20 protein-coding genes and 1 pseudogene are annotated in these 17,476 nt (G+C 68.8%); 11 read left to right on the top strand and 10 right to left on the bottom strand.

Going from position 1 to position 17,476, the window contains the following annotated elements:
- Positions 1-279, bottom strand: a pseudogene (locus tag M6444_RS07365) (Zn-dependent oxidoreductase); the annotation flags it as partial.
- A gap of 25 nt (positions 280-304) precedes the next feature.
- Positions 305-1,516 carry an NADP-dependent malic enzyme gene (locus M6444_RS07360; RefSeq protein WP_298324959.1) on the bottom strand — a complete coding sequence of 404 codons (1,212 nt, stop codon included), beginning with the start codon at positions 1,514-1,516 and terminating at the stop codon, positions 305-307.
- Between the two features lie 205 nt (positions 1,517-1,721).
- Between M6444_RS07360 and M6444_RS07355 the strand changes: the two genes are divergently transcribed.
- The 7 genes from M6444_RS07355 to M6444_RS07325 all read left to right on the top strand — a co-directional run bounded on the left by M6444_RS07355 (position 1,722) and on the right by M6444_RS07325 (position 7,503).
- Positions 1,722-2,537 carry a basic amino acid ABC transporter substrate-binding protein gene (locus M6444_RS07355; protein ID WP_298324957.1) on the top strand — a complete coding sequence of 272 codons (816 nt, stop codon included), beginning with the start codon at positions 1,722-1,724 and terminating at the stop codon, positions 2,535-2,537.
- 17 nt (positions 2,538-2,554) lie between these two features.
- Positions 2,555-3,340 carry an amino acid ABC transporter permease gene (locus M6444_RS07350; RefSeq protein WP_298324955.1) on the top strand — a complete coding sequence of 262 codons (786 nt, stop codon included), beginning with the start codon at positions 2,555-2,557 and terminating at the stop codon, positions 3,338-3,340.
- Positions 3,337-4,080 (top strand): amino acid ABC transporter ATP-binding protein, encoded by a 744-nt coding sequence (locus M6444_RS07345; RefSeq protein WP_298324953.1) that lies wholly within the window; start codon positions 3,337-3,339, stop codon positions 4,078-4,080. Before M6444_RS07350 ends, M6444_RS07345 begins: the two co-directional genes overlap by 4 nt.
- Before the next feature lie 156 nt (positions 4,081-4,236).
- Positions 4,237-4,623, top strand: a complete 387-nt coding sequence (locus M6444_RS07340; protein ID WP_298324951.1) for a hypothetical protein — start codon at positions 4,237-4,239, stop codon at positions 4,621-4,623.
- Positions 4,620-5,609: an RNA polymerase sigma factor SigF gene (locus M6444_RS07335; RefSeq protein ID WP_298324948.1), complete on the top strand. Its 990-nt coding sequence runs from the start codon at positions 4,620-4,622 to the stop codon at positions 5,607-5,609. The genes M6444_RS07340 and M6444_RS07335 overlap by 4 nt, the downstream gene beginning before the upstream one ends.
- A gap of 394 nt (positions 5,610-6,003) precedes the next feature.
- Positions 6,004-6,927: a diacylglycerol kinase family protein gene (locus tag M6444_RS07330; protein WP_298324945.1), complete on the top strand. Its 924-nt coding sequence runs from the start codon at positions 6,004-6,006 to the stop codon at positions 6,925-6,927.
- 324 nt (positions 6,928-7,251) lie between these two features.
- Positions 7,252-7,503, top strand: a complete 252-nt coding sequence (locus M6444_RS07325) for a WhiB family transcriptional regulator (RefSeq protein ID WP_106535698.1) — start codon at positions 7,252-7,254, stop codon at positions 7,501-7,503.
- A gap of 53 nt (positions 7,504-7,556) precedes the next feature.
- On the opposite strand, the gene M6444_RS07320 is transcribed toward M6444_RS07325, so the two are convergent.
- On the bottom strand, positions 7,557-9,026 hold the full coding sequence (locus M6444_RS07320) for a PAS domain-containing sensor histidine kinase (protein ID WP_298324937.1): 1,470 nt from the start codon (positions 9,024-9,026) through the stop codon (positions 7,557-7,559).
- A 65-nt stretch (positions 9,027-9,091) separates the two neighbouring features.
- Here M6444_RS07320 and M6444_RS07315 point away from each other — a divergent pair, with 65 nt between their 5' ends.
- Together M6444_RS07315 and M6444_RS07310 are read left to right on the top strand one after the other, a co-directional pair.
- Complete coding sequence (locus M6444_RS07315; protein ID WP_298324934.1) at positions 9,092-9,973, top strand: DUF2785 domain-containing protein; 882 nt, start codon at positions 9,092-9,094, stop codon at positions 9,971-9,973.
- 80 nt (positions 9,974-10,053) lie between these two features.
- Positions 10,054-11,700, top strand: coding sequence for an acetolactate synthase (locus tag M6444_RS07310; RefSeq protein WP_363326274.1), 1,647 nt, complete (start codon positions 10,054-10,056; stop codon positions 11,698-11,700).
- Here M6444_RS07310 and M6444_RS07305 read toward each other — a convergent pair.
- Positions 11,673-12,695, bottom strand: coding sequence for a helix-turn-helix domain-containing protein (locus M6444_RS07305; RefSeq protein WP_298324930.1), 1,023 nt, complete (start codon positions 12,693-12,695; stop codon positions 11,673-11,675). The genes M6444_RS07310 and M6444_RS07305 overlap by 28 nt on opposite strands.
- A gap of 57 nt (positions 12,696-12,752) precedes the next feature.
- Between M6444_RS07305 and M6444_RS07300 the strand changes: the two genes are divergently transcribed.
- The gene (locus M6444_RS07300) at positions 12,753-12,911 is read left to right on the top strand and encodes a hypothetical protein (RefSeq protein ID WP_298324928.1); all 159 of its coding nucleotides are present in this window, start codon (positions 12,753-12,755) and stop codon (positions 12,909-12,911) included.
- Here the strand turns inward: M6444_RS07300 and M6444_RS07295 are convergent.
- Together M6444_RS07295 and M6444_RS07290 are read right to left on the bottom strand one after the other, a co-directional pair.
- On the bottom strand, positions 12,899-13,291 hold the full coding sequence (locus M6444_RS07295) for a hotdog domain-containing protein (protein ID WP_298324925.1): 393 nt from the start codon (positions 13,289-13,291) through the stop codon (positions 12,899-12,901). The two genes, M6444_RS07300 and M6444_RS07295, sit on opposite strands and share 13 nt — an antisense overlap.
- Positions 13,288-13,503, bottom strand: coding sequence for a biotin/lipoyl-binding carrier protein (locus M6444_RS07290; protein WP_298324922.1), 216 nt, complete (start codon positions 13,501-13,503; stop codon positions 13,288-13,290). The genes M6444_RS07295 and M6444_RS07290 overlap by 4 nt, the downstream gene beginning before the upstream one ends.
- Positions 13,504-13,627: 124 nt before the next feature.
- Between M6444_RS07290 and M6444_RS07285 the strand changes: the two genes are divergently transcribed.
- The gene (locus tag M6444_RS07285; RefSeq protein ID WP_298324919.1) at positions 13,628-14,278 is read left to right on the top strand and encodes a DUF5317 family protein; all 651 of its coding nucleotides are present in this window, start codon (positions 13,628-13,630) and stop codon (positions 14,276-14,278) included.
- Between the two features lie 217 nt (positions 14,279-14,495).
- Here M6444_RS07285 and rsrA read toward each other — a convergent pair whose 3' ends face one another.
- The 4 genes from rsrA to M6444_RS07265 all read right to left on the bottom strand — a co-directional run bounded on the left by rsrA (position 14,496) and on the right by M6444_RS07265 (position 17,404).
- Positions 14,496-14,774: a mycothiol system anti-sigma-R factor gene (gene rsrA / locus M6444_RS07280; RefSeq protein WP_298324917.1), complete on the bottom strand. Its 279-nt coding sequence runs from the start codon at positions 14,772-14,774 to the stop codon at positions 14,496-14,498.
- Positions 14,771-15,370 (bottom strand): sigma-70 family RNA polymerase sigma factor, encoded by a 600-nt coding sequence (locus tag M6444_RS07275; RefSeq protein WP_298324912.1) that lies wholly within the window; start codon positions 15,368-15,370, stop codon positions 14,771-14,773. Before M6444_RS07275 ends, rsrA begins: the two co-directional genes overlap by 4 nt.
- 196 nt (positions 15,371-15,566) lie before the next feature.
- Positions 15,567-16,487: an RNA polymerase sigma-70 factor gene (locus M6444_RS07270; RefSeq protein WP_298324910.1), complete on the bottom strand. Its 921-nt coding sequence runs from the start codon at positions 16,485-16,487 to the stop codon at positions 15,567-15,569.
- The gene (locus M6444_RS07265; protein WP_298324906.1) at positions 16,484-17,404 is read right to left on the bottom strand and encodes an NAD(P)-dependent oxidoreductase; all 921 of its coding nucleotides are present in this window, start codon (positions 17,402-17,404) and stop codon (positions 16,484-16,486) included. The genes M6444_RS07270 and M6444_RS07265 overlap by 4 nt, the downstream gene beginning before the upstream one ends.
- Positions 17,405-17,476 lie beyond the last annotated feature (72 nt).

Below are 17,476 nucleotides of genomic sequence, written 5' to 3'. Positions count from 1 at the left end.
TTCGTCGTCGCGCCAGTCCGGGTCGGAGATCACCGAGTGGATGACGACGTCGTTGCCGTCCTCGTCCACACCTGCGGCATCGCAGCCGAGGATCATCGGCAGCCGACTCTCGTCCAGCCCGACACCCCGCAGAGACCACAGGTCGTGATGGTTCAGCGCGGCGGCGCGAACCGTGACGGTGGTCCACCCTCTGTCCGGTTCGGGCTCGGGCTGCTCTCCGAGGGTCAGCCCGGCCAGGGGATCGTCGGCGTCGATACTCGTGGCATAGGCGGCGAACATGCCCCGAGGCTATCGCCCAGAGTGATCACTCGAGCTCGGTGAGGTCCACCCGGGCGAGGCCGTCGGCGGCCGCGGCCTGCGCCACGGCGTCGGCGACCGTCGGCGCGACCCGCTCGTCGAAGGCACCCGGGACGACATACCCGGGCGCCAGGTCGTCGCCCACCAGGTCGGCCAGCGCCGTCGCGGCGGCGAGCTTCATGTTCTCCGACACCCGCGACGCGCGCACGTCCAGCGCACCGCGGAAGATGCCCGGGAAGGCGAGCACGTTGTTGATCTGGTTGGGGAAGTCGCTGCGTCCGGTCGCGACGACGGCGGCGGTGCGGCCCGCCACCTCCGGATGCACCTCGGGCTCGGGGTTGGCCAGGGCGAACACGATGGACTGCGGCGCCATGATCTCCACGGCGGCAGCCGGAATGGTGCCGCCGGACACACCGATGAGCACGTCGGCTCCGCGCAACACTTCAGCGGGGCCGCCCTGCAGGTTCCCGGCGTTGGTCGACTCGGCCAGCTCCCGCTTGACCGGGCTGAGCTTGCCCCGCTTGCGGTGGATGGCTCCCTTGCTGTCGAGCACCACGATGTCGCCGAGGTTCATCGACTGCAGCATGCGGGTGACGGCGACGCCCGCAGCGCCGGCACCGGCCACCACCACCCGCGTGTCGCCGGGCTTACGGCCGGTCAGGCGCAGCGCGTTGGTCAAGGCGGCGTAGACGACGACGGCGGTGCCGTGCTGGTCGTCGTGGAACACCGGGATCGACAGCCGCTCCTGGAGCTTGCGCTCGATGTCGAAGCAGCGAGGTGCGGCGATGTCCTCGAGGTTGATGCCGCCGAAGCTCGGCGCCAACCGCTCGATGGTGTCCACCAGGTCTTTCACGTCGCGGCAGTCCAGGCAGATCGGCACCGCGTCGATGGCGGCGAAGTTCTTGAACAACACCGCCTTGCCCTCCATGACCGGCAGAGCGGCCTCCGGGCCGATGTCGCCCAGGCCCAGCACCGCAGACCCGTCGGTGACGACGGCGACGGTGTTGTCCCGCCACGTCAGGTCGTGCACGCGCTCCGGTTCGGAGGCGATGGCCGCAGACGCGCGCGCCACCCCCGGGGTATAGGCGAGCGACAAGTCGTCCGGGCCGCGCAGGGCCACGGTGGACCGCATCTCCATCTTGCCGGCGCGATGCAGCGTGATCGCGGGATCCTCCGGCTCAGCGGCGGTCTGGTGGACGGGGACGGCTTCGGCAACCATGGAAAGGGGCTTTCGACAAGTCAGGGGGCAACGGGCGACGCCAGTGGCGGGGATCGCCCGCGTCGAGCGATTGTGCCACGTCGGCACCGGACGTGCCGGGACTTTCGGCGGACTTCTTTATCTGATCGTGGCCTGGGCAAGACCCGACCGCGTCACACTAGATGGCAGGATTCGGGCACGACCGCTGAACAGCTCGGGAGAAATCATGACCACACGCACGTTACGCCTGACGGCGGCCGCGGCTTCGGCCGTCCTGTTGCTCTCCGCCTGCGGAGACAACGACGGCGGCGACACCGCTGGCAGCGGTTCCGAGTTCGACCTTGTCCAGGACGGCACCCTGACGGTGTGCTCCGACATCCCGTACCCGCCGCTGGAGTTCGAGGACCCCGACTCCCCCAGCGGCTACGGCGGCTTCGACATGGATCTCATGCAGGCCATCGCCGACAACCTCGAGCTTGAGATGGCGGTGCGCGACGTCGGTTTCGACGCTCTGCAAAGCGGCACCATCTTCGCCTCGGGCCAGTGCGACATCGGCGCCTCGGCCATGACGATTCTGGACGAGCGCAAGAAGAACCTCGACTTCTCCGACCCGTACTACGACTCCCTGCAGTCCTTGCTGGCTCCTGTCGACAGCGGCATCCAGTCGCTGGACGACCTCAGCGGCAAGACACTCGGCGTCCAGCAGGGCACCACCGGCCAGCGCTACGCCGAAGAGAACCTGCCCGACGATGCCAAGGAACCGCAGCGTTTCCCCAGCGACGGCGAACTGTGGCCGGCCCTGCAGGCCGGCAACATCGACGCCATCCTGCAGGACTACCCGCCGAACTACGTGCACGCCCAGGACGATCCCAACTTCGAGATCGTCGAGACGTACGAAACCGACGAGCAGTACGGCTTCGCCTTCCCCAAGGGCGAGAACCAGGCGCTGCAAGATGCCGTCAACGAGCAGCTTCAGGCGCTGCGCGACGACGGTACCTACGATGAGCTGTACGCCGAGTACTTCCCTGAAGCAGCAAGCTGACATCCGAGGTCGTCGACGTGCGCAGAACCACCAAGCGGCGCATCAGTCGCGGCGTGTTGTATCTGATCTTCATCGCCGCGGTCGTCCTGATCGCCATTTCCGCCGACTGGGAGCGGCTGCGGGCGAACTTCCTCCAGACTGACATCGCCCGCGAGCAGCTGCCGGACATGATCACGGTGGCGGCGAAGAACACCGTGCTGTTCACGCTCATCGCCTTCGCCGGCGGACTCCTTCTCGGTGTCGTGCTCGCGCTGATGAAGCTGTCGACGGTGTTGCCCTACCGGTGGCTGGCGATCGGTTACATCGAGCTGTTCCGCGGACTACCGGCACTGCTGACGATCTTCGGGATGGCCTACGTGCTCCCGATCGCGTTCAACGTCAACGTGCCCGGCGGAGCGGTCGGGGCCGGGCTACTCGCGTTGATCATGGTCGCCGGTGCCTACATGGCCGAGGTGATTCGCGCCGGCATCCAGGGCGTGCCGAAGGGCCAGACCGAGGCGGCACGCTCGCTGGGCATGGGGTCCGGCAGAACGATGTTCTCGATCATCCTTCCGCAGGCCTTCCGGATCGTGATCCCGCCACTGACGAACGAGTTCGTACTGCTCATCAAGGACACTTCGCTGCTGTTCATCGCCGGCTCGACGCTGGCGACACGTGAGATCACGACGTTCGCCCGCGACGGCGTCGTCAACACGGCCAACGCGACGCCGCTGCTGATGGCTGCGATGCTGTATCTGTTGATCACCGTCCCGCTCACCCGGTTGGTGGCGGTCCTCGAGCGTCGAATGGCGAGGTCTCGATGACGACGAACGGCGTCCCCGCTATCGAGGTGGCCGAGCTGCGCAAGAGCTTCGGCCCGAACGAAGTGCTCAAAGGCATCGACCTCACCGTCGCCCCCGGCGAGGTCGTCTGCGTCATCGGGCCCAGCGGGTCCGGCAAGTCGACCTTGCTGCGGTGCGTCAACCGACTCGAAGAACCGACGTCGGGCAAGGTCCTCGTCGAGGGCATCGACATCCTCGACCCCGAGGTCGACGTCGACCGGGTGCGTGCTCGCATCGGCATGGTCTTCCAGCAGTTCAACCTGTTCCCGCACCTCACCGTCCTGCGCAACCTGACCATCGCCCAACAGCGCGTGCTCGGCCGCAGCAAGGACGAGGCCATCGACGTGGCCCGCAAGAACCTCGAACGCGTCGGCGTCGGCGACAAGATCGACGCCTATCCCGCGCATCTGTCCGGTGGTCAGCAGCAGCGCGTGGCCATCGCCCGGTCGCTGTCGATGAATCCCGACATGATGCTCTTCGACGAGCCGACATCCGCTTTGGATCCCGAGCTGGTCGGTGACGTCCTCGATGTCATGCGCGATCTGGCCCGTAGCGGCATGACCATGATGGTGGTCACGCACGAGATGGGCTTCGCCCGCGAGGTGGGTGACGACCTCGTGTTCATGGACGAGGGGCTGATCGTCGAGTCCGGTCGCCCGCGCGAGGTGCTGTCGAATCCGCAGCACAAACGGACTCAGGCGTTTCTGTCCAAGGTGCTGTGAGCCTGCTCGCGCCGTAAGGGTCGCCTCGACGCGGTCGCCATACCAGCCACGTCGCAACCGACCAACACGTGGAGCCACCGGGCCACGATCTTGTTGTCGTGTGACACTGTGTCGAGTGCAGACGTCCGCCGTCGATCGCGTCACGAAGGAGGCCTGGTGGGCGAGTCCGATACGCCGTTCGGAGATCTGGTCGAGCTGCAGGTACCGGCGTCCAGTGCCTACCTCGCCGTCTTGCGGACCACGGCCGCACGGTTGGCCGCGCGCATCGGCTTCACGCTGGACGAGATCGAGGATCTGCGCATCGCCGTCGATGAAGCCGGTGCCATGCTGCTGCCGCTGGCGACGAACGGCTCCACCATGCAGTGCAGCTTCCAACTGCAGGCCGACGTGCTCGATGTCGTGGTCTCCGTACCGGCGACCCACGCCGAGCTGCCCGGCCGGAGCAGTTTCGCCTGGACCGTCCTGTCGGCACTGGCCGGTGAGGTCCGCTCCCGGGCCGAAGACGGCCGAGTCTCCATCGTGCTGCGGAAGAGCCGGGGTTGAGAGCAGCTGTGCGACCGGCCGAGGCAAGCTTCCCCGGTGAGGCCGGCGACGGCGTGGCCGAGGCAAGCTTCCCCGGTGAGGCCGGCGACGGCCCGGCCGAGGCAAGCTTCCCCGGTGAGGCCGGCGACGGCCCGGCCGAGGCAAGCTTCCCCGGTGAGGCCGGCGACGGCGTGGCCGAGGCAAGCTTCCCCGGTGAGGCCGCTCAGCCGGCGTTCCGCAGCGGTGCCGCCGATGCGCGCGCGCTGCTCGACGAGAGCCGTGCGCTGCTCGAGCAGCTCGTCACCCTGCCGCCTGATGACCCGCAGCGCGCCGAGACCCGCAATCGGCTGACCACGCTGCACCTGCCGTTGGCCGAGCATCTGGCGCGGCGGTTCGCCGGCCGCGGTGAGCCGTACGAAGACCTGGTGCAGGTCGCCACGATCGGCCTGATCAAGGCCATCGACCGTTATGACCCGAATCGAGGCGCGGAGTTCTCCACCTACGCGACTCCGACGATCCTCGGCGAGATCAAACGGTGGTTCCGTGACAAGGGCTGGGCCATCCGGGTGCCTCGCCGGCTGCAGGAGTTGCGGCTGTCGATCAGTTCGGCCACCACGGAGCTGGTCCAGCAGCACGGCCGCTCCCCTACCGTCGCCGAGCTTGCGGCGGCGACTCGCAGCAGCGAGGACGACGTGCTTGAGGCGCTGGAGACCGCGACGGCGTACAGCACCGTGTCGTTGGACTCCACCGATGCGGGCGACAACGGTCCGTCGACCATCGAGACACTCGGCCACGACGACGAAGCGCTGGAAGGCGTCGAGAATCGCGAGACACTGTCGCGACTGCTCGGTCTGTTGCCCGAACGGGAACGCCGGATCGTGACGCTGCGGTTCTTCCGCGGCATGACACAGTCGCAGATCGCCGCCGAGGTCGGTATCTCGCAGATGCACGTGTCGCGCCTACTCGCCCGCGCGCTGGTTCAGCTGCGCGACGGCATGTTCACCTGAGGCCGTTTCGCCGCCCCACGGCCCGTCGCCTGCCGCCCATCACCCATCACCCGTCACCCATCACCCATCACCCATCGACAGCAGATCATGAGTCATCCACGGCGCCCCAACGCCGCCAACGCCTCATGATCTCCTCACCAAACGCCGCCACCGCCCCATGATCACCGCTCCCACGCGATCATGAGCCACCACCAGCTCGAAACCACCCCCACCACCAACGATCATGAGTCATCCACGGCGCCACAACGCCGCCAACGCCGCATGATCTCCTCACCAAACGCCACCACCGCCCCATGATCACCGCTCCCACGCGATCATGAGACACCAGCAGCCCAAACCGCCCCCTCCACGGCCGATCGCCCGCGCCGATGCCAGGGGCTCTAGGCTGTCGGCCATGCGCGCACTGGCCGTCGTCAACCCGAATGCCACCACGACGTCGGACCGTACCCGCGACGTCGTCCTCGCGGCGCTGAGCAACGACCTCGACCTGCAGGTCGCCGAGACGACGCACCGCGGGCATGCCACGGAGCTGAGTCGGCAGGCCCGCCGCGACGGCGTCGAACTCGTCGTGTCGGTGGGCGGCGACGGCACCGTGAACGAGGTCGTCAACGGACTGCTGTGCGCCACGGCAGACCCGGCGCCCGTGCCGGACATCGCGATCATCCCCGGCGGCAGCACCAACGTGCTGGCGCGGAACCTGGGCATCCCGGAGTCTCCGGTCGAGGCGACCGGCCTGTTGCTGGATGCGCTGCGCACTGGGCGACGCCAGAGCATCGGCTTGGGGCGGCTGGACGATCGCTATTTCACGTTCGCCGCGGGATTCGGCTTCGACGCCGACGTCATCCGGGCGGTGGAGGACGAGCGTGGCCGCGGGCGCACCTCGACGGTGCCGCTGTACGTTCGTACCGCGGTTCGCCGGTTCTTCCGCCAGCCGGAGCGGAGACAGGGGTCGATCGAGGTCGTCGCCGACGACACCGAGCGGGCCGGTGACCTGTCGGTGGTCATCGTCACCAACTGCACCCCGTGGACCTATCTCGGCCCGCGTCCGCTGCGACCGACCCCACGGTCGGACTTCAAGGCCGGCCTCGACGTGTTCGGCCTGGCCAGTCTCCGCTTGGCGCCGACGCTGTGGCATCTTGCCCAGCTGATGACGCAACGCGGACCGCGCGGGCGTGGCGTGGTGTCGATGCACGATTGCCGGCACCTGATCATGACCGCGGAGCACCCACAGCCGGCGCAGGTCGACGGTGACTTCATCGGTGAGCGCGACCGCATCGAGCTGACAGCGGTGCCGGAGGCGATCCGGATCGCGTACTAGGCGATTTGATCGACTGAACCTCTTGCCGACCGCACTTCATGCCCGTATCGTCCGGTTTGGCCATTTACTGTGATCGACGCTACACCCATGCTGACGAGACGGATTACACAAAGCCCTTGTACATGCATCACGAACTTGTCACCCTGGTAGTGGCACGCTGCCACGTGCGCGCACACAGCGCGCAGAGTGACTAGCGAACGCTTCGCGTCATCCCCTCCGGCCGGCACCACTCATCGGTCGGCAGGGATTCGTGAACGAATTCACGTACTGAAACGTGGCCGAGCGGGACCCCGCTCACCACCATCATAAGGAGCTGTGAGAACCATGGATTGGCGCCACCGTGCCGCCTGTCGCGACGAGGACCCGGAGCTGTTCTTCCCCATCGGGAACACCGGCCCCGCGTTGCTCCAGATCGAGGAGGCCAAAGCGGTCTGCCGTCGCTGCGACGTCCGTGAATCCTGCCTGAGCTGGGCGCTCGAGAGCGGCCAGGACGCCGGCGTGTGGGGCGGTCTGTCCGAGGACGAGCGTCGCGCGCTCAAGCGTCGCAACGCGCGAGCTCGCGCCCGGGCTTACTGAGCCCACCCGGGAGCTTGTCACGCCCCGCCCGCCGTCACCCGGCCGGCGGGGCGTCATCGTTCGTGGGCCGACGCCAGGTCAAGCACGACCGACGTCCCGCTGGGCATTCGCGGGTTGAGCTCCAACGAGCCGCCCAGTTCACCGACCACGAGCGTCCGTACGATCTGCAGCCCCAGGTGAGCTGATTGGTCGACGTCGAAGTCCGCGGGTAGCCCGTGGCCGTCATCCTCGACCACCACACGCAGCCGTCCCTCGCGCCGGTCCGCGGTGAGCGTCACCTCTCCCGCGTTCGAGCCCAGCCCGTGTTCGACGGCGTTCTGCAGGATCTCGGTCAGCGCCATCGCCAGCGGTGTGGCGATGTCGGCCCCCAGCACGCCGAACGAGCCGCGCCGTTGCACCCGCACCCGCGCCTCGGTCGCCGCCACCTCGGCCACCATGCCGAGCAACCGGTCGGCGACGTCGTCGAAGACGACCGTGTCGTCGACGGTCTGCGACAGCGTCTCGTGCACGATCGCGATGGTGCCGACGCGGCGCACCGCTTCGTCGAGCGCCAACCGCCCGGCCGGCACCCCGATCCGGCGTGCTTGCAGGCGCAGCAGCGCCGCGACCGTCTGCAGGTTGTTCTTGACCCGGTGATGGATCTCGCGGATCGTCGCGTCCTTGGTCAGCAGCTCTCGTTCGCGCCGGCGCACCTCGGTCACGTCCCGGCACAACACCAAGGCGCCGACGTGGCGCCCGCCGGGATCGAGCGGAATGGTGCGCAACGTCAGGACGGTTCCGTTGCCCTCGATCTCGGTCCGGATGTGCTGGCGGCCACTGAGCACCGACTCCAACGGCTCGTCCATCGCACCGGCGCGCGGCGCCAGCTCGGCGGTCGCGGCCCCCAGCTTCTGTCCCACCAGGTCGGCCGTGAGGCCGAGGCGCCGGTAGGCCGAGGTCGCGTTCGGGCTCGCGTAGAGCGCCACGCCGTCGACGTCAAGGCGGATCAAGCCGTCGCCGACCCGCGGTGCGCCGCGGCGCCCCATGTCCGTGGCGCGCGGATGCGGAAAGCGCCCCTCGGTGATGAGTTTGGCCAGCTGACCACCGCACTCGAGGTAGGACAACTCCAGCCGGCTCGGCGTCCGCACGGCCACCAGATTGGTGTGCCGGCCGATGACGCCGATGATGCGCTCGCCACACCGCACCGGAATGGCCTCCACCCGCACCGGCACGTCGTCCCACCATTCCGGATCGCCTTCGCGGCGGATGACGCCTTCGCTGTAGGCGGTGTCGATCAGCGGCCTGCGTCCCTTGGCCAGATACGAACCCACCAGGTCTTCGACATAGGCCGTGGGGCCGGTGGTGGGGCGCATCTGCGCCACCGCGCGATACCCCTCACCGTCGGTATCGCGCACCCAGAGCACGAGGTCGGCGAACGACAGGTCGGCGAGCAGCTGCCAGTCCGCGACGAGCGCATGCACCCAGTCGAGCTCGGCCTCGGAAAGATCGGTGTGACGATGAACGACGTCATTGAGCGACGGCACGTCACTGAGCGTAGTCGCCGTGCCCTCGCTTCCCCCTTCGGAGGTGGTTCTGCGAGGATTGCCCTGTGCAGCAATCGTACTGGGAACGAGTCGTGGCCGATGGCTTCCGGCTCCCTCAGGGAGCGGAGCTGGACCAACTGACCATCGAGCTGGTGACGATGCTCGGCGACCCCGATCCGCACTCCCGCTGCGACATCGCTCATTCGGTTCTGCAGACATGGATCGGTGAAGGCGTCTACGACGAGCTGCTCATCGGTCTGGGTGACGGGCTGGCGCTCGGATTGCGGAAGGGGCTCGGCGAGGACGGCACCCCGTCGGTGTTGCGTCGGTCGTACTCCGCCGCGGTGCTCGCCGACATCATCGCCCGCGACAACGTCACCCACGGGTTGCACCCCGCGGCGGTCCTCACCTGGGCCGACCAAGCCGTCGCGTGGTTTCTCGCCGAGCGCGACCTGCGCGGCTGGATCCCCGCGCAGGGTTGGGCCAACGCCGTCATCCACGGTGCCGACGTCATCGGCGCGCTGAGCGCTTCGCGGCATCTGGGCGCCGACGAGCTGCCGGTCCTGCTCGACGTCGTCGCCGAGCGGCTGTGCACGCCCACCCCGCATCGCTTCGCGGCCGGAGAAGAGCAACGCCTGGCGTTCGCGACGATGTCGTTGCTGCACCGCGACCTGATCCCGATCGACACGCTGGAGACCTGGCTCGATCGCATCTCGGTGGCGTGGAACGACCAGTCACCTCCGCCCACCCCTGGCGCGGCGGCTCGCGAGAACACCATCGACTTCCTGCGGGCCCTGCACCTGCAGTTGCTCCTCGGTGTGCACGGAACCCCGGCGCAGGACGTGGCGACCAAGACCATCATCATGCCGAGCGTGCGCTCGGATCTGCTCATCGCGCTGCAGCGTGCCCTGCGGTCCAGCGCGCCATGGCTCTACCGGCAGCCGTGAGCTCATGTACTGTGCCATGCGTGGGTACTTCGCAATACAACAATCCTGCTGAGCCGACGCCTGCTGCCGGTGACGCGCTCGTGCTCACCGGGCATGCCGGGCGGCACGCACTCGCGATAGCCGAGGCGCACGGCGTGGACACGTTGTGGACGCTCTCCGGCGCGCACGTGTTCCCGCTCTACGACGCGGCTGTCCAAGCAGGCAGCCGAACCCGGATCGTCGACGTCCGGCACGAGCAGAGTGCGGTGTTCGGCGCCGAGGCCACTGCGAAGCTCACCCGCAATCCCGGCCTGGCCGTGCTGACGGCAGGCCCGGGGGTCACGAACGGGATCAGCGGTGTCGCGCAGGCGCACTTCTCCGGTGTCCCGCTGCTCGCGTTGGGCGGGCGTGCTCCGGCCTTCCGGTGGGGCACCGGCGCCTTGCAAGAGCTCGACCACCCGCCCCTGCTCGACCCGGTGACGAAGTTCGCGGCCACCGCGCACACCGCGGCCGAGGTGGCCGGCACCGTCGACCGCGCCTTGGCCGCCGCGCGTTCTGCGCACCGCGGCCCGGTCTTCGTCGACGTGCCCATGGACGAGCTGTACAGCCACGCCGACGTCACGCTCAGCCCCACCGCGCCGCAGGCGCGTCCGGCGCCCGATCCCGCCGACGCCACGGCGATCGCCACCGTCCTGGCCGAAGCCGAGCGCCCGGTCGTGGTCATCGGCTCGGACGTGTGGATGGACGGCGCCGAGCAGGCGGCCCGGCGCTTCGTCGAGCAGACACAGGTTCCTGCCGTCGCCAACGGGATGGGCCGCGGCATCCTGCCACCAGGGCATCCGCTGCTGGTGAACCGCGCCCGCTCTACCGCGTTCAAGCAGGCCGACCTCGTGATCGTCGTCGGGACACCGCTGGACTTCCGGCTCGGGTTCGGCTCGTTCGGCGGGGCCGACGGAGCCGCTGCGGCCCGCGTCGTCCACGTCGCGGACTCCCCCGGCCAATTGGCCGCACACGTCGATCTCGCCGCCCGGGCCACCGGCGAGCTCGGACTCGTCCTGGACACAGTCCTCGAGGAGTTTCAGGCCGTCGCCCGTCCGGGCCGGTACACGGCCTGGGCGGACCGGCTGCGCGACGAGGCTCGCGTGGCGGTGGACCGCGGCAACGCCCTGCTGACCTCCGACGCCGACCCGATCCACCCTGCTCGGGTGTACGGCGAGCTGAACCGGCTCCTCGACGACGATGCCGTGGTGATCGGCGACGGCGGCGACTTCGTTTCGTGGGCGGGCAAGTTCGTCGAGCCGGCCCGGCCGGGTTGCTGGCTCGACCCCGGCCCCTACGGCTGCCTCGGGGCGGGGGCAGGCGCGGCCGCGGCCGCTCGGCTGGCCCGGCCGTCGAGCCAGGTGGTGCTGCTGTACGGCGACGGCGCCGCCGGCATGTCGCTGATGGACGTCGACACGCTGGTACGTCATCAGCTGCCGGTGGTCATGGTGGTGGGCAACAACGGCGCCTGGGGCCTGGAGAAGCATCCCATGCGGATGCTGTACGGCTACGACGTCGCCGCGGACCTTCGGCTGACGACGGGCTACGACACGGTGGTCGAGGCGCTCGGCGGCGCGGGCGAGACGGTCCGAGCGCCGTCGGACATCGGCCCCGCGCTGAAGCGGGCTTTCGATGCCGGCGTGCCGTACCTCGTCAACGTCGAATGCGACCCGGAGATCGCCTACCCGCGATCCACCACCGGCATCTGAGAATCGGCCGAGATGCGCGCGCGGAAGGCGGCGCGGTAGGCGCGCGGTGTCGTGCCCAGCCGCCGGGCGAAGTGGTGCCGCATCACCCCGGCGGTCCCGAACCCGACGCGCGCGGCCACCGTCTCGACGACGTCCTCGCCACGTTCGAGCATTCGCTGCGCCGCGGCGAGCCGAGCCGTGAGCAGCCATTCGTACGGCGTCGTCCCGGTCTCGGCACGGAACTTGCGGGCGAAGGTCCGCGGCGACATCGACGCCACTGACGCCAACCGCTCGACGGTCAGGTCCTCGTCCAGGTGCGCGGCCATGTAGTCGATGACGTTCGACAACGTCGGAACCTCGCCGACGCGGATCGGAGCCTCGATGAACTGCGCCTGACCGCCCTCGCGGTGCGGCGGCACGACCATCCGGCGGGCCACGGCCGCAGCGGAGTCGGCGCCGAACTCCTTGCGCCACAAGTGCAGGCAGGCGTCGATGCCTGCCGCCGTGCCGGCGCTGGTGATGACCGGGTCTTCGTCGACGTACAGCACGCCAGGGTCGACCTTGGCCAGCGGAAACCGCAGCGCCAACTCGTCGGCGTACATCCAGTGAGTGGTGCATCGCCGGCCGTCGAGGAGGCCGGCCGCACCGAGGATGAACGCACCGGAGCACACCGACAACACTCGCGCGCCGCGGTCGACGGCGGCACGCAACCGTTCGAGCAGGTCTTCGGGGAAGATGTTGTCACGCGGCATCGCCGGGATGGCGATGAGATCTGCCGCCTCTAGACGCTCTAGACCGTGCTGCACGGTGATGCCGAAGCCTGCCGACGTCGCGACCTCGCCCGGCGACACCGTACACAGGTCGAAGTCGAACGTGGGTAGTCCTTGAGCGCTGCGATCCAGGCCGAAGGCCTCACACAGCAGTCCGAGCTCGAACGGGGCAACGCCGTCGAGCGCCACCGTGGCCACATTCCGGATCATTCCGGCAGCCTGCCACAGATTTGGCAGTAAATCCACGATGTTAGTCCTTCCTGCCACTGTTGGCAGGAAGTGAGCTGCAGCAGACTTTCTGCCATGGACCTGTTCATCGCAACCCTGGTGATCGTCGCCGTAGCCGCGGTCCTGACCCTGATCCGCAGGATCGAGCTCGAGCGACCGACCACACACTCGGCGCCGCTCGACCCCACCGACGAGTGGTCGCCAGACCTGCCCAGCCACCCCTACAGCAGTTGAGCGGCCCGATCGAGGAACCGCTCCCGGTCGACGATCGCGCGCACCACCCGACCCTCGCCCACGCGGCGGCCCGAGCCGTCCTCGGCCGTCACGGCGAAGGTCAGCGCGCGCCCGTCGACGGCGAGCAGATCGGCCCGGACCCACACCACCGCGCCCACGGGGCTGGCGGCCAGATGATCCACCTCGACCCGGGTACCGACCGTGGTCCGGCCGGGGGTGAGCTCGTCGGCGATCGCCGCCGTCGTCGCCGCCTCCATCCACGCCAGCAGCCGCGGCGTGGCCAGCACGGCGACGTCACCGGAGCCGAGCGCGGTCGCGGTGTCGGCGTCGGTCACCGGGTGGCGGCGGCGCGCCCACAGCCCCGCAGCCAGCCCGCTCATCCGAGGACCACCAGGACGTCACCTTCTTGAACGACGTCTCCGGGAGCCACACGAATCTCGGCGACGACGCCGTCGGCCTCACTGAGCACCGGGATCTCCATCTTCATCGACTCGAGAACGACCAACGTGGCGCCGGCATCGACCCGCTGGCCCGCGGAAACCTCCACGGAGTGCACGTTCGCCACCATCTCTGCGGACACCAACTCGGCCACGTGCCCTCTCCTCTCGATGCCTCCTGGAGCATTTCACCACGCAACGCCGCGAATCCAGGCCTCGTCGGCCTCGGCCGGGCGTGGCGGCTACGTGATCGCCGAGGTCGGGGTCAGGATGATAGTCGTGGTCCTGGTTCTGCTTGCGCTCGCTGTCGGCGTGGTCGCCGGCTACGTGAGCGGCGGACGCCTTCGCCACCTCCGCGACGCTCCGCCGATACGCAGCCGGCTGATCCTCACCGCGCTGGGTCTCTATGTCCTGGGAGTCGCGGGCAGTTGGGCCTGGCAGCCGCTTCTCGCGGGCTCGACGGCCGCGTTCTGGGCCGTGCTGGCCTTTTACGCCTGGCTGAACCGGCGACGGCACGGGGCGCGACTCATCGCGTTCGGGCTGGGGCTCAACGCCTTGGTGATCCTGCTCAACGGCGCCATGCCGATCTCGACGACCGCGCAGGCGCGCGCCGGAGCGCAGCTCACCGAGCCGACGTCCGGGCGCGTCACGATCGCCGACGACTCCACAACCTTGCCGTGGCTGGGCAAGAACATCCCGGTGGCGTTCCCGCCGAGCCCAGAAGTGGTCAGCCCAGGCGACGTCGCGGTGGCAGCCGGCGCCGCGACGGTTCTGGCCACCGGTATGGTTCGGCGAATGATCAGCCCGGCTCGTCCGGTCCGCGCCGCGGTACCCGCCGGTCCTGAGGAACCCGCGCCGCCTGGTCGTGCGAGAATGGAACCGGACGTCGACGTCGAGAGCGAGCAGCCGCCTCCCCGCGCCGTCGTATGAGTGCCACGCACCCCACGACTGACGACCTCGGCCCACGTCCACGTAGGTGACATCGACGGACAAGGAGCAGCTCACCATGGGTAAGCGAGCACGTAAGCGCAAGGGTCGCCGCAAGAACAAGGCGAACCACGGCAAGCGCCCCAACACCTGAGGCTGTCCGCCCAGAACGTACGACGGCCCCGGTCCGAGCGATTCGGACCGGGGCCGTCGTACGGGGTCACGGAGTCTGGGAGATCTGGACCCGGACTTCGCGGATCCGGGCACGGATCTTGCTACGCAGTTCGTCGGGGGCGTGCTCACACCCACACGAGCGGGCCACAGCCTCGCGGATGACTCGCTCGATGTCGTAGGTGGACATGCACGGGCTGCATTCGTCCAAGTGGGCGCGGATCTCGGTATACGTCAGCGAGCGATCCTCGCCGAGCTCGTGATCGAGAAACGCGTACACGCGGTCCAGGACCTCAGCGCAGTCGACGTCGTTGTCGTCGCAGCTCATCGCCCGACCTCCTGAGTGACCTTCGGCACGAGGCCACGCTCGCGGGCGTAGTCCTCGAGCAGTTCCCGAAGCTGTCGGCGCCCACGGTGCAGCCTGGACATCACCGTACCGATGGGCGTCCCCATGATCTCGGCGATCTCCTTGTACGGGAAACCCTCGACGTCGGCCAGGTACACTGCGATGCGGAACTCTTCGGGGATCTCCTGTAGCGCGCTCTTGACATCGGAGTCGGGCAGGTGCGCCAGAGCTTCAGCCTCGGCCGAGCGCAGACCCGTGGACATGTGCGCCTCGGCCCGCGCCATCTGCCAGTCCTCGATGTCTTCCGCGGCGCTCTGCTGCGGCTCGCGCTGCTTCTTGCGATAGGTGTTGATGAAGGTGTTGGTCAGGATTCGGTACAGCCAGGCCTTGAGGTTCGTCCCCTCCTTGAACTGGTGGAACGAAGCGTAGGCCTTGGCGAAGGTCTCCTGGACCAAGTCTTCGGCATCGCTGGAGTTTCGGGTCATCCGAAGCGCGGCGGAGTAGAGCTGGTCGAGGAACGGGAGCGCATCGCGTTCGAAACGCTCGGTGCGCTCTTCGTCGCTCTCCTGGTCAACCATTACCTCCGATGGTACCGGTGCCAGCGGGTTCCATGCTTGCCCTCCCTCCGGTTCAGCCAAGGACAACGACGGGCGTTCCAAGCACGCAGCGCTACTACCACCCACGATGCGTCGAGCCTCCCAGCAGTTGACTGCGATGCGCCGTGGGTCGCGTAGGCCCCACGGCGGCTTACCCACATGTCAACACCGCGCGGCGTCAACGCATTCCTCGCGCCCGCGTCGCATCGCGGAGCACCGCCCAAGCGTCGGCCACCGGTCCCAGGTGGGCGAGCTTGTCCGGGTTGATCACCGCCCGGATCGTCTGGATCTGCCCATCCGCGATGTCCAGTGCCATGGTGTTGACCACCCGGCCGTCCCGGTCGCGGAACACCGCGCCCGGTTGCCCGTTCACCAGGCCCTCCTCCACGACCGCGCCGACCTCCATGAGGTACGGGACCGTCGCGGCGAGCACGCGGGCGACGTTCGGCGCGCCGAACACGCCGGTGCCCCATTGTGGCGCCTTCCCACCGCTGTCACCGACCATCTGCACGTCGGCAGCGAGCAACGCGCGCAGGCCGTCGACGTCACCTGACCGCATGGCTGCGTAGAAGCGCGCCGCCAGTCGTTCTCGCTCGCGGCGGTCCGCCTCGAACCGGGGCCGCCCGGCCTCCATGTGCTGCTTGGCCCGCACCGAAAGCTGGCGGCACGCCGCCTCCGAACGACCCACGGCCGACGCGACGTCGGCGAAGCCGAACCCGAACACCTCACGCAGCACGAACACCGCCCGCTCCAGCGGGCTGAGCCGCTCGAGCAGGAGCAGGGACGCCGTCGACAGCGAGTCGGCCAGCTCGGCCGCCCGGGCCGGATCGTCGTACGGGTCGGTGAGCAACGGCTCGGGAAACCAGTTCCCGACGTACTCCTCCCGTCGCGCTCGTGCGGAGCGCAGCACATCGATCGAGATGCGGGTCACCGTCGCGGACAGGAACGCCTTGGGCGACACCGGCCGCGTCGTCGAGGTCTCATACCTCAGCCACGTCTCTTGCACCGCGTCCTCGGCCTCGCTCACACTGCCGAGAATCCGGTAGGCGATGGAGAACAGCAACGACCGAACCGCCTCGAATTCCTCCGTGCGGGTCATGTCAGCACTGCCGCGAAGCCCTGGCGCCACGAGGGGTAGCGCAACTGCCAGCCCAGCTCCCGCTTGGCCTTGGCGTTGGAGAACCCGCGCCCTTCGGTCATCACGGCCACGGCGACCTGTCCCGCCAATGGCCGGGCCAACCAGGCCGGCACGCGCATCGGCGGCTTCGCACCGGCGCACGCGGCCAGGTACGGCAGCCACTCGCGGGCCGCGGCCGGCTCGTCGTCCACGATGTTGAACACCCCGGAGGCGAGCTGTTCGACCACCAGCGCCGTCGCGTTGGCCGCGTCGTCCAGATGAACCCACGAAGTGTGACCCGCACCAGAACCCACCAGCGGAAACTGTCGCTTCCGCAGCGGGGCGACCAGGTCGTCCAGGACGCCGGGGCCGTAGAGCCAGCCATAGCGCACCACGGCACCGTCGGCCTTGACGACGGTGTCCTCGACGTGCCGGACGGCATCCATGACCGGTTGCGCCGGGGTACCCGCATGCCGGTCGAGGGGATCGTCTTCCGTCTTCACCCAGCCGCCGGTGCGGATGCCGTTCCACCCGGCGTAACTCTGCGCGACGATGTGCGCTCCCCCGATGCCTTCAGCCGCGGCCATCAGGTGGTCGGTCCCCTCGGTGCGCAGCCGGTTCGTCCTGGCGAACCAACGGTCCATGTGCTTCAGGTCCGGCGCACCCGCGATCGCGGTCATCTGGTGGACGATCACGTCCGGCCGGGCGCCGGCCACCGCCTCGCCCACCGACACCGCGTCGAGCCCGTCCATCACGACCGCCTCAGCGCCGGATTGCGCCAACATGTCCAGCTTCGCGGGGCTCGTCGTGGTCGCGGTCACCTGATGACCTCGATCGACGAGCAGCCGCACCAGTCGCCGTCCGACCACACCGGTCCCGCCTGCTACGAACACGCGCACAGCCCATCACCCCTCGGTAGGTTTCGTCCTCGGTTCTCACTACCGAAGACGAGACAGCCCGTGCGGCTGTGA

It is taken from the genome of Haloactinopolyspora sp. (assembly GCF_027324685.1).
Lineage (GTDB): Bacteria > Actinomycetota > Actinomycetes > Jiangellales > Jiangellaceae > Haloactinopolyspora.
The sequence above is the reverse complement of the archived record's forward strand: the minus strand, read 5'-3'. Positions and strand labels throughout refer to the sequence as shown.